Source organism: Clostridioides sp. ZZV15-6598 (assembly GCF_020657705.1).
Taxonomy (GTDB): domain Bacteria; phylum Bacillota; class Clostridia; order Peptostreptococcales; family Peptostreptococcaceae; genus Clostridioides; species Clostridioides difficile_F.
In genome coordinates this window covers 1-15327 of record NZ_JAGWCS010000010.1, presented here as the reverse complement: position 1 = coordinate 15327, position 15327 = coordinate 1, and the positions used below count along the sequence as shown (strand labels likewise).

At 28.7% G+C, this 15327-nt stretch carries 16 protein-coding genes; 4 read left to right on the top strand and 12 right to left on the bottom strand.

Translation table 11 applies throughout. From position 1 onward, the window contains the following. Nucleotides 1-2: 2 nt before the first annotated feature. Nucleotides 3-845: a DUF3100 domain-containing protein gene (locus tag KGF50_RS03335; RefSeq protein WP_227846817.1), complete on the bottom strand. Its 843-nt coding sequence runs from the start codon at nucleotides 843-845 to the stop codon at nucleotides 3-5. 148 nt (nucleotides 846-993) lie between these two features. Between KGF50_RS03335 and KGF50_RS03330 the strand changes: the two genes are divergently transcribed. Next, on the top strand, nucleotides 994-1866 hold the full coding sequence (locus tag KGF50_RS03330; protein ID WP_227846816.1) for a LysR family transcriptional regulator: 873 nt from the start codon (nucleotides 994-996) through the stop codon (nucleotides 1864-1866). A 131-nt stretch (nucleotides 1867-1997) separates the two neighbouring features. On the opposite strand, the gene KGF50_RS03325 is transcribed toward KGF50_RS03330, so the two are convergent. From KGF50_RS03325 to KGF50_RS03290, 8 genes are all read right to left on the bottom strand, one after another. Continuing rightward, nucleotides 1998-3017, bottom strand: a complete 1020-nt coding sequence (locus KGF50_RS03325) for a LacI family DNA-binding transcriptional regulator (RefSeq protein ID WP_227846815.1) — start codon at nucleotides 3015-3017, stop codon at nucleotides 1998-2000. 169 nt (nucleotides 3018-3186) lie between these two features. Then, entirely contained in the window at nucleotides 3187-3549 is a 363-nt protein-coding gene (spoVAE, locus tag KGF50_RS03320; RefSeq protein ID WP_169468704.1) for a stage V sporulation protein AE, read from the bottom strand. A gap of 12 nt (nucleotides 3550-3561) precedes the next feature. Further along, nucleotides 3562-4575 carry a stage V sporulation protein AD gene (gene spoVAD, locus KGF50_RS03315; protein WP_227846814.1) on the bottom strand — a complete coding sequence of 338 codons (1014 nt, stop codon included), beginning with the start codon at nucleotides 4573-4575 and terminating at the stop codon, nucleotides 3562-3564. A 132-nt stretch (nucleotides 4576-4707) separates the two neighbouring features. Continuing rightward, the gene (gene spoVAC, locus KGF50_RS03310; protein ID WP_003418420.1) at nucleotides 4708-5145 is read right to left on the bottom strand and encodes a stage V sporulation protein AC; all 438 of its coding nucleotides are present in this window, start codon (nucleotides 5143-5145) and stop codon (nucleotides 4708-4710) included. A gap of 238 nt (nucleotides 5146-5383) precedes the next feature. Continuing rightward, a complete protein-coding gene (gene sigF / locus KGF50_RS03305; protein ID WP_227433403.1) occupies nucleotides 5384-6148 on the bottom strand; it encodes an RNA polymerase sporulation sigma factor SigF in 765 nt (254 codons plus the stop codon). Nucleotides 6149-6170: 22 nt separating this feature from the next. Next, nucleotides 6171-6599: an anti-sigma F factor gene (gene spoIIAB, locus KGF50_RS03300; RefSeq protein WP_227829680.1), complete on the bottom strand. Its 429-nt coding sequence runs from the start codon at nucleotides 6597-6599 to the stop codon at nucleotides 6171-6173. A 13-nt stretch (nucleotides 6600-6612) separates the two neighbouring features. Then, complete coding sequence (gene spoIIAA / locus KGF50_RS03295) at nucleotides 6613-6948, bottom strand: anti-sigma F factor antagonist (protein WP_227433405.1); 336 nt, start codon at nucleotides 6946-6948, stop codon at nucleotides 6613-6615. Nucleotides 6949-7034: 86 nt separating this feature from the next. Next, nucleotides 7035-9125 (bottom strand): molybdopterin-dependent oxidoreductase, encoded by a 2091-nt coding sequence (locus tag KGF50_RS03290; protein ID WP_227846813.1) that lies wholly within the window; start codon nucleotides 9123-9125, stop codon nucleotides 7035-7037. A gap of 293 nt (nucleotides 9126-9418) precedes the next feature. Here KGF50_RS03290 and KGF50_RS03285 point away from each other — a divergent pair, with 293 nt between their 5' ends. Together KGF50_RS03285 and KGF50_RS03280 are read left to right on the top strand one after the other, a co-directional pair. After that, complete coding sequence (locus tag KGF50_RS03285; RefSeq protein WP_227846812.1) at nucleotides 9419-10063, top strand: TetR/AcrR family transcriptional regulator; 645 nt, start codon at nucleotides 9419-9421, stop codon at nucleotides 10061-10063. After that, nucleotides 10064-10972 carry a class I SAM-dependent methyltransferase gene (locus KGF50_RS03280; RefSeq protein ID WP_227846811.1) on the top strand — a complete coding sequence of 303 codons (909 nt, stop codon included), beginning with the start codon at nucleotides 10064-10066 and terminating at the stop codon, nucleotides 10970-10972. Nucleotides 10973-11309: 337 nt separating this feature from the next. Here the strand turns inward: KGF50_RS03280 and KGF50_RS03275 are convergent, their stop codons facing one another. Further along, on the bottom strand, nucleotides 11310-11639 hold the full coding sequence (locus tag KGF50_RS03275) for a winged helix-turn-helix transcriptional regulator (protein WP_227846810.1): 330 nt from the start codon (nucleotides 11637-11639) through the stop codon (nucleotides 11310-11312). Between the two features lie 216 nt (nucleotides 11640-11855). On the opposite strand from KGF50_RS03275, the gene KGF50_RS03270 reads away from it, so the two are divergent. After that, entirely contained in the window at nucleotides 11856-12173 is a 318-nt protein-coding gene (locus tag KGF50_RS03270) for a DUF6506 family protein (protein ID WP_413926784.1), read from the top strand. A gap of 448 nt (nucleotides 12174-12621) precedes the next feature. Here the strand turns inward: KGF50_RS03270 and KGF50_RS03265 are convergent, their stop codons facing one another. Then, nucleotides 12622-14235, bottom strand: coding sequence for a DEAD/DEAH box helicase (locus KGF50_RS03265; RefSeq protein ID WP_227846808.1), 1614 nt, complete (start codon nucleotides 14233-14235; stop codon nucleotides 12622-12624). A gap of 90 nt (nucleotides 14236-14325) precedes the next feature. Continuing rightward, nucleotides 14326-15327 (bottom strand): calcium/sodium antiporter (locus KGF50_RS03260; protein ID WP_227846807.1); only part of this gene is annotated, 1002 nt, incomplete at its 5' end.

The window sequence follows — 15327 nt, the reverse complement described above, 5'->3', positions numbered from 1 at the left end:
CATTATAAGACATCTCTTGTGTTTGCTTTTTTTCTATTTCTAAACTTCTCAATAATTGGAGCCACTTTACTATAATAATAATTGGCTACTGGTAATGATAAAAATAATTCTATGTATATTCCAGTAACAGCTGTAATCAATCCACTGGTTGCTGAATAAGCTAAAATCTGTTCAGACATATTTGGGACAGTATTCATCAATGATGCTGTTGCAGCCCCCATCATAGAACCACTTCCCATTCCTGATGCCATTGCTAAAGCATATGGATGAAGGCCTATAAGAACACCCAGTGGTGCCAAAAATGAAAATAGTAATGTTCCAAAGATACTACCACTTATATAAGTTCCTAATGTTCCTATACCTTCTGGTGAATTTAATCCATACTTATCCCCAATAATTCCTAGTGCTGTGTCACGACATAATGAAAAAGTCCCTCCTAATGCACTTCTTCCAAGACCTAATGCTACTCCAACAGGTAATGCTATTAACATTGTACCCATATGACCAAACTCTTGTAATAAAAGTGCTGGTCCTGCTTGAAGTAATATACCAACTTTAGGACCTGCATTAATTCCAAACATTATTCCTAATGGATATAAAGTTAAAGATAAAAGATATGGAGACACATTTATTTCATTATCTCCTATAAACTTTTTTAAAATTGGTATAACCCTTCCTAACAAATGAGGTGAAATAGCCATACCTATAAAGATAGCCCATAGTATACTAAGTAAAGTTATATTAATACCCATAACTTTAAATGAAATAGGCCCAATTAATTCAGCCAATACTGTAATTATACAGGCTGCTATCAGAGCATTTCTAATTCCTGTCTTCTCTTTCATTTCTGTACCTCCTTGCAATTTTTATAATTTTCTTACAATATAACTATTAGTGATTTAATTATATATTCTCTCATCGATAATGTATAATATAAATTTTTCATTATTTTTATATGCTTTTAGTCATAAAGCAAAAGGAGGATTAAGCATCATGGATTTATTACAATTAAAATATTTTCAGGTGGTAGCTCGTACTGAAAATATGACTAATGCTGCTAAACAATTACATGTAACACAGTCAGCACTTAGCAAAAGTATAGCTCTACTTGAAATGGATTTAGGTGTAAAATTATTTGACAGGAAAGGAAGGTCTATCAAATTAAACTATTGTGGAAATATTTTTCTTAAAAGAGTTGATTCGATACTCAATTTATTAGATACATCAACTAAAGAAATAAAAGATTTAGCTTGTAGTGAATTTGAGCAAATCAAATTAATCGTACTTACTGCATCAGGGTTAATTTTAGATGTACTTAGTGAATTTAAAAAATTGCATCCAAACATTTCATTCAAATTAATACAACATGTTCCAAAATCAACATTTGACTACGATTTTGATATATGTATTACTTCATATTGCTTTGAATTTAAATCATCAAATTATGAAGTATTAACTAGTGAAGAAATATTTATAGGTGTACCTTACAACAATCCACTATCAAAGCTTAATAGTATATATTTTAAAGATGTACAAGATGAGAATTTTATATGTTTAGAAGAAGGTACAAATTTCAGAAAAATTACAGATAGATTTTGTAACTATGCTGACTTTGAACCTAATGTAGGTTTTGAATGTGATTCTCCTTCAACTGTTTATAATTTGATAAAAGAAGGTTATGGAGTTGGATTTATTCCTGAAAAATCATGGTGTATAGATTATGAATCTTCTATTAAACTATTACCTATTAATGATATAAAATGCGAGCAATTTATTGAACTATATTGGACAGATAATAAATTTTTAAACAAATCAACAAGGATATTTATTGACTTTATAAAAAACTATCTTAATAAAACCACTTAAAAAATAAAAAAGCTCAGTGTTATACTGAGCTCCAAAGGTTGGACTTTATACTGGAATGAGCTTTCATTCCAGTATTTTTATTTTATTCAGGTTTTTATTCATATTAAATTCTATAAATAACTGGACTACTTTTAGTTTTTTATTCTATTAACGCTATTTCTTATAATTAGTCTTGGATAAAGTTTTCTTGGGATATGTTCTGTACTCTTTTTATTTATTGTATTTACTAAACTATCTACTCCATTTTTTATAACTTGTTCTCTTGGGTCATCTATCGTCGATAAGTGTGACCTAAAGTAAGATATTAATTCAATATTATTATATCCTATTACAGATATGTCTTCTGGTACATTTATACCATAAGTAGTTTTTAATTCTTGTATTATAGAAATAGCTGGTACATCTTGTTGCACAAAGATAGCTGAAGCTTTTTTTATTTTATCAATATGAATTCTTAATAGTTCAACTTGAGATTCAAAATCCATTTTAGATTCAATTACATCAGTCTTTAAATTAGCTTCTTCCATAGCATTTAAATACCCTTTTGTTCTATCTTCATGCATTTTTGAACTCTTATCTTCTGAAGTTATTGTTATTATATTTTTATGACCATGGTCGATTAAATGCTTAGTAGCTATATAACCTCCATATACATTATCGTCCCAAAAGAAATTATCTACTTCCCCTACAAAAGATGGCTTAAAATATATGAATACATGTGGAAAATTGTTATCTTTTAAAAACTCATACTCTTCTTTTTTCATTGATTGAGACACTATTACTAATCCATCAACCATTTGTCCATTAACCATTTTATAGACATTACTATCACCACTAATGTTATTATTAGGCTGTATTATAAAGTCGTACTTATTGGTCTCAATAGAATTTATAGAACTATCCATTATATCACTAAAAAATTTTCTAGTGTCTTGATGATTAAAATTATTTGAAAAGATTACCCCTATTCTATTTGTTTCTTTTTTTGCTAGATTTCTTGCATTTACATTAAAATGAAACCCTAGCCTGTTAGCCTCTTCCACTACCTTCTTTTTTGTTTTTTCAGATACATTAGGATTATTGTTTAAGCACCTAGAAACAGTGGAATAGCTAATGCCTAGGTTCTTTGCAATATCTTTAATAGTTACCATCTTTATCCCCTACTTCACTTCATTTTATTTTTGCTAATATAATACTACACCATGTTGTAAATAATTGTCAACTTGATTATGTAAACGCTTGTAACTATAAAAAAATAGGCAGAATCTAAAAAGATATCTACCTATTTAATACAAAAACTTATCATATATTTAAGTTATTTTATGGTTTTGCTTTTGGTGTAAATACTACTGACATAATATATCCAAAAAATATAGCTGCGGCTATTCCACCAGCTGTAGCAGTTGTTCCACCTAGAAAAATACCTAAAAATCCATCACTTTGTATTGATTTTATTACTCCTGTTGCAAGTGAATATCCAAATCCTATTATAGGAACTGTTGCACCTGCTGCTGCAAACTTAACTAATGGTTCATAAAGTCCTAGAAAAGTTAAAACTACACCAGATGTTACATATGTTACCATAACATATGGAGTTTGCATTTTAAAATAATCCATCATTACTTGGGCTATTAAACATATAATTCCACCTACAATAAATACTCTTACATAGTCCATTAACATATATATCACTTCCTACTCATTTACTATTACTACTGCATGTGCAACACATGGTATTGTTTGCTTTTGTAGTGTACTTGTTGGTGATAATAGTGCTCCTGTTGATACGAGCATTACTTTGTTAAATTCTTTTTTTCTCAACTTTTCATATATATATCCTGCAAATACTGTAGCTGAACATCCACATCCACTTCCACCACAGTGAACATCTTGCTCTTTAAGGTTAAACATTTCTATACCACAATCAGTGTAGCACTTTGAAATATCTACACCTTTTTCTTTTAAAAAGTCTTCTGTTATCTGTTTTCCTAGTGTACCTAAATCTCCAGTGGCAATTATGTCAAAACTATTTGGGTCATCATTAGTATCTTCAAAGTAAGAATATATAGTATCTATTGCTGCTGGAGCCATGGCTGGTCCCATATTATTACCATCATCAATACCTTTATCTATTACTTTTCCAACTGTAACATATTTTACTTTAGGACCTTCTCCATTAGGAGCTAGTAAAACACTTCCTGCTCCTGTAACTGTCCATTGAGCTGTCATTGGCTTTTGATTTCCTAACTCTAGTGGAAATCTGAATTGTCTTTCTGCTGTACAATAATGGCTTGATGTACCTGATAACACTAAATCTGCAAAACCACCATCTACAAGCATAGAACCTATACAAAGTCCTTCTGCCATCGTAGAACATGCACCATATATACCTAAAAATGGAATTGCTAATTCTCTTGCAGCAAAAGATGCTGGCACTATTTGATTGATTAAATCTCCACCTAGCATGTAATTTACATCTGACAGTTTTTTCCCTGCCTTTTGTATTGCCTTCTGAGATGCAGTCTCTACCATTTTACTTTCAGCTAATTCCCAAGTTTTTTCACCATATAAATCATCTGTCATAATCATATCAAAATAGTCCTTTAGCGGTCCTTCACCTTCTTTAGAACCTACTATAGTACCAGCTGATATTATTGTTGGTTTATTTTCTAGCTTGACTGTTCTTTTTCCAATTCTTTTATTTTTCATATTTTCACACCTTTTTAATTTTGAATTTTATTATTTAATCCTTTAATATTAATTGAATTTTTCATAGCTATTTTCTAATCAATAATTATAGCTAATAGTTAATTAATAAAGTTTAAATTAAATAAAAATCATCTAAAACATTTTAAAAATATAATAAATAATTCCACATAAAATAGAAGAACCTATACCATAAACTAAAACTGGTCCTGCAATTTTAAATAAATTTGCACCTACACCTAATACATATCCTTCTCTTTTATACTCCATTGCAGGAGATACGATTGAGTTAGCAAAACCTGTTATTGGTATTATAGAACCAGCTCCTGCTCTTTTTCCGATTAGGTCATACACTCCTAATCCAGTTAGAAATGCCCCTATAAATATTAGTGTTATTGATGTAGCAGAACTAGCACCTAATTTATCAAGCCCTCCAACTTTCATATATAAATCATTTATAGCTTGCCCTATCATACAAATAATTCCACCTACAATAAATGCAAGTGTATAGTTTTTTAAATATGTAGGTTTTGGGCTTATTTGGTCTACATACTTTTTATAATTTTTATCCATACTAAACACCTCTCTAAAGTATTATTTGTTAATTTTAAAAAAATAAACCTATAATTTATTTTAGACACTCAAAGTTTAGTCAAAAAATAAAAAAGATGCCTAATAAAGAAAATAATTTATTTTCTATCATAAAGACACCTTGTTTTTTAATATTTTTTATTCAGACTCATAATTTTTTTAATAATAATTTTTAAATTTAATAGAAAGAATTTAAAAGTTTAATATATTATAAGTATTATCATGATATATACTCTTTTAACTTAGACAATACTTTTTTCTCTATCCTTGATACTTGAACCTGTGATATATTGAGCATTTCTCCTATTTCACTTTGAGTCATATCTTCAAAATATCTGAGAACTATTATTTGACGTTCCCTCTTATCAAGTCTTCCAAGTATGTCCTTTAATAATATATTATCTACAACTTTTTCTTCCTCACTTTCTCCCTTCATGCTTATTTTATCAATAAGGCATATAGGAGAACCTTCCTCTTCATGAATAACACCTTGCAAATACTCCACATTAAAATTAGCTTCCATAGCCATTACTAAATCTTCTTTTTCTACGTCTAATGCTTGAGCTATTTCTTCTATACTTGGCTCTCTACCTAGCTTTTTAGTTAAAGCTTCACTTTCCATCTTGGCCTTTACAGCTATTTGCTTCAATGACCTTGATACTTTTATCATACCATCATCTCTTAAGTATCTCTTTATTTCACCTAGAATCATTGGTACTGCATAAGTAGAGAATTTAACATTAAATTTTGGGTCAAATTTATATATTGATTTTATTAAACCTATAGAACCTAACTGAAATAAATCTTCTCTATCATACCCTATATTTAAAAATCTAGATACAACGCTCCTAACTAGACCTAAATTACTTGATATTAATATTTCTTTTGCCTCTTCATCTCCATTTTGAACTTTATCAATAAGTTCTAGAGTCTCTTCATGACTAAGAAGAGGTTTTTTTTCTTCTCTGGCAACAGTTACTTCCATAATAAAACCTCACTTTTGGACTTTATTTAGGCAAATTTATTTTTTTAGTCATTTCAATTCTAGTGCCATTATCTTTTCTAGAACTTACCTCTACATCGTCCATAAAGCTTTTCATAACTGTGAATCCCATTCCTGATCTATCAAGTTCTGGTTTTGATGTATAAAGTGGTTCCATTGCCTTCTCCACATTTTCTATTCCATACCCTTCATCTTCAACTACAATTTTTATAGTATTTCCTTCTATCTCACATCTCAAAAAAACAAACTTAGAACTGTCTTCTTCATATCCATGTATTATAGCATTTGTAACAGCCTCAGAGACAGCAGTCTTTATATCAACTAATTCATCTACTGTTGGGTCTAATTTTGCTGCAAATGATGCTACTATAACTCTTGCTAAACTTTCATTTTCTGATAGTGCCGAAAATTTAACTTCCATAATATTATTCATCACATACTCCTCCCTACAAAGAACTTAGAGCTTCTTCATACGTATCATAAATGCCAATAATTTTATTTAACCCAGATAAATCAAAAATTTTCTTAACTCGTGAACTTATATTAATTACTGAAACTCGTCCCCCTTCATTAGAAATTTTCTTATATCTACCTATGATGACACCTATACCTGAAGAATCCATAAAATTAATATTTCCAAAATCAAATACAACATTTTTTACTTGATTAACACTTAATAAGTTATCTATTTCTTCCCTTATTTCATTAGCTACATGGTGGTCTAGTTCTGAGCACATAAATTCTATGTATAGATTCTTATGTTCTAAGGAATATTTTACCATCAAAATCCCTCCTTCAATAGTTTTGTAAAAATAGTAACTTTTAATCAATTCTATAAGCGCATTTCTATTCCTTCAATGAAATTTAACTAGTTTTGTCGTATTATTTCTACCATCGTTTCATTATATGTTACTTGACCACCAATATCCGATATACCAGTATCTGTTAAACTATTAGGATTGCCATGTTTCTTCCACCATCCAACATACATTTTTACTATATAATCACTTACTCCATTATCTATATTTATCTGTACATCTATCTTTGTTTTTTTTGACTTTAAAGATACAATATCCTTATTGTTAACACCTATTTTTTTAGCCATACTTTGATTTATATATGCTTGAGCTATAGATGTCTTATCCATAAAGTGTTGACTAAACAAAGTATCTGCATGGTGATTAGTTAGCAGTCTAAAAATACTTTTTCTATTTTCATCTTCAAAGTTTCTAGCTTTATTACTTATATACACTGGAATTGGGCTAATTCCTAAATCTCTTATCCTTTCTGAATAAAGTTCATACTTTCCAGAGGGAGTTTCGAACTTCTTATCTTCCCAAGCAATAGGATTATGTATAGTAAAATAACTATTTTTAAGCTTTTCTATACCTAAACTTTTATCAAAACGTTTAAGTGGCTCAATTACTTTTTCTAAGTATTCTTTTTTTGTTACAAAAGGATAACCTTCTAGTTTCATCTTTTTAGCTAACTCCATAAAGAAATAATACTCATCCATCAATTCATGCTTTGGTATTACTGCTCTTTCATTGTATGTTATATATGGATTGGTCATTGAGCTATAAATTATATCTTCACTTTCAAGCGTATTTGTACAAGGTATAAATAAGTCACATAAAGTAGCTGTGTCAGTCATAAACATATCAAAGCATACTTTAAATTCAATCTTTGAAAAAACTCTTTCTAGCTCTACTAAATCTGGCAATTGATTTAACATATTACTTTTAGTTATTACTGCCATCTTTATAGGAATATTTCCTTTTAGTGATTTACTTGGCATATTATCAAACTTGTTCAATGTATTATTTGGTTTCTCTAATGTATTATTAACTTCATCTGATATATTGTCTTTTAAGGATTCTTCTATAAACTTGCTAATATTACTTACATAAAACTCCCTATCTTCGCCATATGATTGGCTATTATAAGGATCAGCATCTATCACATTTGGATAAACCTTATTAGCATAATTCACTCCTCCACCACTAAATCCTATTTGACCTGTTATAGCTCCTAAGGCATCTATCGCTCTTATTGTATTTCCTCCATTTTTATACTTTTGAAGACCATAACCTACATTTATACTTGAATATTTATTAGCATATAAATTAACTAGTTCTCTTATATCCTTTTCTTTAACTCCACATTCATCACATAAAAAGTTTAAATCTAATGAATCCAAATATTTTTTATATTCCTCGAAACCAACAACATACGAATTTATATATTCTTCATCCTGCAAGCTATCTTCTATTATAATTTTTGCCATAGCCATAGCTAATGCTCCATCTGTTCCAGGGCTTACTTGTATGTACTTATCTGCCATTTGAGCAGTTTTTGTATATATAGGGTCAATGACTACTATTTTTATCCCTTTTTCTTTAGCTTTTTTAATTATTTGCATAGTATGAATGGTAGTATATGCTGGATTTTTTCCCCATATAAAGATACTCTTGCTGTTTAGCATATCTTCTATAGCATGTCCCTTAGTTACTCCAAAGTCATACTTTTGGGCATGCATTCCTGCACTCCAACATGGCCCTCCCTTATGTCTACTAACTCCTCCATAAAAATTAAAAAATACATCTCCTATATATTTTAATATAGACCCACTTCCATATTGGTCATAGTGCATAATAGACGTTGATGTATAATGTTCTTTATAGTATAGAAGTTTATCTGCCATTATTTCTAAAGCTTCATCAAAAGAAATTTTTTTCCATAGACCATCTACCTTTAACATTGGAGTCTCTATTCTATCTTTATGATTTAATCTATCTAAATGAGCAGACCCCTTTTTACATATAAATCCTTTTGTATAAGGATGATTTCTATCTCCTTCAATTTTTATCACATTATTTCCTTTAGTATAAACATTAAATTTACAACAATCATGGCAATCTAGTGTACATCCATGACTTAATTTCTTTATTGTATCCATAAAATATCTTTATCTCCTTATAAAAGTTACATTTTCACTATATTTTCATTAAATTTTGTATACTTAAAATTCTCTGCTTAAGGCATAAATATATTTTATCAAATTAAATTCAAAAATACTTTATAAATATGATAATCATATAAAATTACTTTTCAAAAAATCGAATTTAGAAAGCCAATATTAAATTTAAAATTATATTTGTATAAACTACATCTCTTCAAATTTATAATTTATTGACAACTACAGTTCTATTTAGTATACTAACAATATACTAAATAGAAAGGAGATATACTTTGAATCGAGAAAATAAAAAAGAAAGTGTAGCTAAATTACATAGAAATACTATTATACAGTCTGCAAAAGAAATATTTACAGAGAAAGGATTTATTGCAACTACGATAGATGATATTTCAAAAAAATCACAATATAGTCGAAGAACTCTTTATTCATACTTTGAAAGTAAAGAAGATATTTTAAATCATATTGTATTAGATGGTTTAATAACCTTAAGAGAAGATATAACAAAAAGCATCTCAAACCATATTAAATTTTTAGATAAATACAAAGCTATTTGTAATTCTATGAAATATTATTATTTAAACAATCCTCATTCTTTTAATGCTATTAATAACCAAAAACCTAAAGATATTAATTTTGATGAAATTCCCCCTGTAGTAGTACAAATATTTACAGTAGGTACTGATATAAATAATTTATTAGAAAATTATATTAAGGAAGGAATAAGACAAGGAATTGTCATGAAAAGCATTAAGCCCATGCAAACAGTTTATATCTTATGGGCAAGTATTTCGTCATTGCTATCTTTAGCATCGTCTAAAAACACTTTCATCGAAAAAGAATTTGATACAAGTATAGATAATTTTTTAGATTATGGATTCACTCAAATAATAAATTCTATCTTGGAGGTACGTGTTTAAATGAAAAAAAACCAGGCAAGTTTAACATCACTAATTTCTTCTTTTGGAAGAGCTTATCATTCGCAATTTGATAAGCCAAAGATTTTTAATGATACAATTGCTATAAAATTAATGACTACTGAAGAATATAATCAGATTACAGATTATATGATAAGCGGTTTAGGGTTTTTTAATTCAGATAAAGAGAATGAGTTTGATGACTCTAAAGAAATTTTAAAATGGGTTGTTCAAACTCAAGTTGAACCTACTCCAATTGCAAGAGCAAGATATTGTGAGGACAAATTAAAAGATTCAATTGCTCATGGCATAGAACAGTATGTAATACTTGGAGCTGGAATGGATACTTTTGCATATAGAAATCTTGATTTATCTGATAATGTTCAGATATTTGAAGTAGATCATCCTGACACTCAAAATTTTAAAATTGATAGAGTGAATATGGCTGGGCTAGATATTCCTAAAAACTTACATTATGTTCCAATGGATTTTACACAGGATATATTATTTGATGAATTGAAAAGATATGGTTTTAGTACTGAAAAACGTACATTCTTTAGTTGGCTTGGAGTCACTTATTATTTAAGTAGTGAGCAAAATATAAATATGTTAAACACTATCTCAGCTATATCTCCAAAAGGTAGTCTCATTATATTTGACTATGCTGATGAAAATCTATTTAAATCAAATATTAAACGTGTTAAAAATATGGTCACACTTGCACAAGGATGTGGAGAACCAATGAAATCCTGCTATAGCTATGACGAGTTAAAACACCTTTTAAATGAAAATAACTTTTCCCTAACTGAACATTTAACATCAGATGCTATTGAAAAGAAATTTTTTGATAATAGAAATGATTATTTACATGCTTTTGAAAATATAAACTATGCTTTAGCTGTTGTTAGATAACAATACAATATTATAATATATTATAATTCTTCCTAAAAAATTTTAATAAATTTAAAGTAAATCAATTTTTTCTTTAAATTTAAATTCACATATACTGTTTAATTACTATTTTGTATCACATTAAAAGTTAACTTGATAAGTTAAATTGACTTTTATCTATAACTTACTTATAATATGATTATATTAGTTTTAAATTTTATTTTCTAATTATTTTTAGTATAGTACCTATGCCAATAGGTGCTATTTCTTTTTCTTCAATATATGGCTCTTCCAATTGCTTCATCTCTTTCTCCTGTAAACTTAGATGTTATATTTAAAAGAAGCAGAGAACATTTCATTAGTCCTTTGCTTCGTTTTCTTTGTGAAGATATGTTTTTCCCCATATTTTCATCTGCTCCAGAATAGTTGCAAAACTCTCCCCTAAATCAGTTAACGAATACTCCACTTTGGGTGGGATTTCTTGATAGACATATCTGGAAACAAAACCGTCTGCTTCAAGTTCCCTAAGTTGCTTTGTCAATGTAGATTGAGTAATATCCCCGACTTGACGTTGTAGTTCTCCAAAACGTCTTGTTTTTATGGAAAGATAATATAAAATTGCAATCTTCCACTTTCCGCCTAAAATCTTTTGTATTTTCGCAATTGTTTCACATCGTTCAACTGCCATAATCCACAAAACCTCCTATCCATAAAATGTATATACTATCATTTTGCTACTTAGTAGTATGTAATGTACTATAACCATAACAGGACAGTACTTTTCTTCCCTATCGTATCATGGTATCATTAGAATTACAAGAAAAGGAGGAAAAATTACGCCTAAATGTCATAGGCAAATTAATAGTCTATTTAAAAATTTTTAATATGTTTTTACATATAATTTATGAGAGGAGATTTTCTGATGTTTGAATGTGCATTTATCTATGTCGCTGATGGCCTTAGCTCAGATAAGCAAAGAGCTATTATCCCATCCGATACCATCAACATGAATGTTATTGGTGTAAAAAATTATGATGAAGCAGAAACAGTAGCCAAAGAAATGGTTGAAAAAGGATGTACAGCTATTGAGCTATGTGCTGGTTTCGGCAATGAAGGTATTTATAGAATTAAAAAGGCTGTTGGACCTAAGGTTGCTGTGGGTGCAGTTAAATTTGATTTTCATCCAGCTTTTGGCTTTAAGAGTGGCGATGAAATATTCTAGTAAGTGATGTTTTTCTCTATATATGTGCCTATCATAAAGTGATAAATTGCGAAAATGAGATTTCATAACACATTCTAATGTGTTGTATTACAATTTCTATTATGCGATTTTTAACAAAAGATACTGCCAGAAGTCAAATAAAAAATCATTATCTGACAGTATCTTTTTCTTATGTCATAAATCAATCTCTTACTTCCCATTATCAAATGAAAATCATATGTTAATTTTTATTTTATTATTTATTTTTTAATGTATTTTTTATACTTATGGAAATAAAGCACAAATAAAATTTAAAATGTCTTTAACAATACTATTATATAAAACAATAAAAGCCTTATGTTGTTGACTCTTACAGATTATTCATCATCTGTTTTGAAAACACATTAGGCTTTTTAAATATTCGATATATTATTTTATATTTTAAAATTATATTTTTATATACTATATATTATTTTTTCTTTTTATTGGCTTTTTCTATATTAATCTTGTTACCTTTTATCTTAATATCTTTCATTTTTTCAATCACTGTTTTTGCATCTTTTTTAGGTATTTCAACAAAAGTATACTTATCATATATATCTATAGTTCCTACCATTTTACCTGGTATTCCAACTTCTCCAGCTATAGCGCCAACGATATCTTTAGCTTGTATTCTTTGATTTCTACCAATATTGATAAACAATCTAATCATACCATCTTTAGCTCCAGTAGTACCTTTTCTCTCTCCACGTTCTCTTCTAGGTTTTTCTTCTATTATTTCTTCTTTCATTTCTTCACCTAGAGATAACTTAACAAGTGCAGCAGCAATATCAACCATTGCATAATCTTCATCATTACAGAAACTTTCTAACCATTGTAATTGTTTAGTTAAATGACCTTCTTCTATAGTTTGCTTAACTTGTGCAAAGAAAGTACCTACTTTTTTCTCTTCAACATCAGTTATTGTTGGTATATTATGCTTGATTAATTTAGATTTAGTATATCTTTCTATATCTTTCATCTTTCTCATTTCTTTTCCAAATACAAAAGTAAATGACATACCTTCTCTACCAGCACGACCAGTTCTACCAATTCTATGAACATAGTACTCTTCATCTTGTGGTAAATCATAGTTAAATACACATTCAACATCATCAACATCTATACCTCTAGCTGCAACATCAGTAGCAACAAGTATATCTATTGTACCATTTCTAAACTTATCCATTACTATATCTCTTTGTGTTTGCTTTAAATCACCATGTAATGCATCTGCAAAATATCCTCTTGCTTGTAAATCTCCCACTAATTCATCTGCTTTTCTCTTAGTATTACAGAAAACAACTGACAATTTAGGGTCATACACATCAACTAATCTACATAATACTTCCAATTTATTTGATGATCTAGTTTCTATATAATATTGTTTTGTATTTGAAACTGTAAGTTCTTTTCTAACAACTTTTATATGTTCTGGATCTTTTTGATATCTCTTAGTTAAATCTAAAATTCCTTTTGGCATAGTTGCTGAAAAGAAAGTTGTTTGTCTTTCTTCTGGAATCTTACTTAAAATCATTTCTATATCTTCTCTAAATCCCATATCTAGCATTTCGTCTGCTTCATCTAGTATAATCATTTTTACATTATCCATCTTTAATGTTTTACGATTAATATGGTCTATTGTGCGTCCAGGTGTACCTATTACAACTTGCACACCACTCTTTAGAGATTTTATTTGTCTGTCTATTGGTTGACCACCATATATAGGTAATGTCTTTATTCCGTGCGAGTATTTAGCTAGTTTTCTTATTTCTGTAGATACTTGTATTGCAAGCTCTCTTGTTGGACAAAGTACTACAGCTTGTAAACTTCTATTATTTGGGTCTATTGTTTCTAGTATAGGTATACTAAAAGCTGCTGTTTTCCCCGTACCAGTTTGTGCTTGTCCTATAACGTCTTTACCTGACAAAATTGCAGGTATAGACTGTGCTTGTATAGGAGATGGCTCTTCAAACCCCATTTCAGCTATAGCTTTTTTTATTCCCTCACTTATTGGTAAATCTTCAAACTTTGTTATATTCATATATTATTCCTCTCCGTTATCAATTAATCTTAACCTATCCATTATATACTTTTTTAGGATATTCTGCAATTAATATTTTTAACAGTATGATTAAATAATATACATAAAATACAAAATTGATATATATATAAAATATGTAAATAACATTAATATACCTTGTAGTCTACTAAGTCTATTTGATTTAAGAGTTGGTACTATTACTAATAACAATAATAATATCATAAATGGTATATCAAGTTTTCTATTTTGAGATAATATTGGTATGTTATTTGGTATTGCTGATACAGCTATTACTGATACGATGTTCAATATATTTGCACCTAGAATATTTCCTACAGATATTTCATGATGATTTTTTCTTATGGCAGTAATTGAAGACACTATCTCTGGTAAAGAAGTTCCAAGTGCTATTATAGTCAAACTCACTATACCTTGAGGTATATTAAGAAAACTAGCTATTCTTACACCACTCTCTATAAGAATTTGAGAACCTATTATCATCATTATTAAGCCTGTAGCAAAAAGTATTAGTATTTTTATGATTTCTGCTATAGAAAAACCTCTGTACTGTTTACTCTTCTTTGTAGGTATTTCTTTAATAGTATCTTTTTGAATACCTCTATTTTTAGTATTCGATTTTCCTACAACACTCCTATAGTTATTAACCATATAAAAAATCAATATTATTATAAGTAATAATGAATCTCCTCTTGTTATAACTCCATCTAACCCCAATAAAATTAGAACTATAACAGATACTATTAATAGTAAAGACTTAGAAAAAAACATTTTTTTATCTACATTAAATGGACTTATAAAAACAACTAACCCTAATGCTAATCCTGTATTACATATTATAGAACCAATTGCATTTCCTAAACTCATTGTAGTATGACCATCAATAGAAGCAAGTAATGATACTGTAAATTCAGGCAATGTTGTTGCAAAACTAACAATAGTTGCTCCAAGTATAATTTCTGAAATATTCGTTTTTCTACCTATCTCTACAGTACAATTTATAAAAATATCTGCGCCTTTAGTAATTAATAGGAAACCTACTAAAAATAATATCACTGTGATAAACAATATATC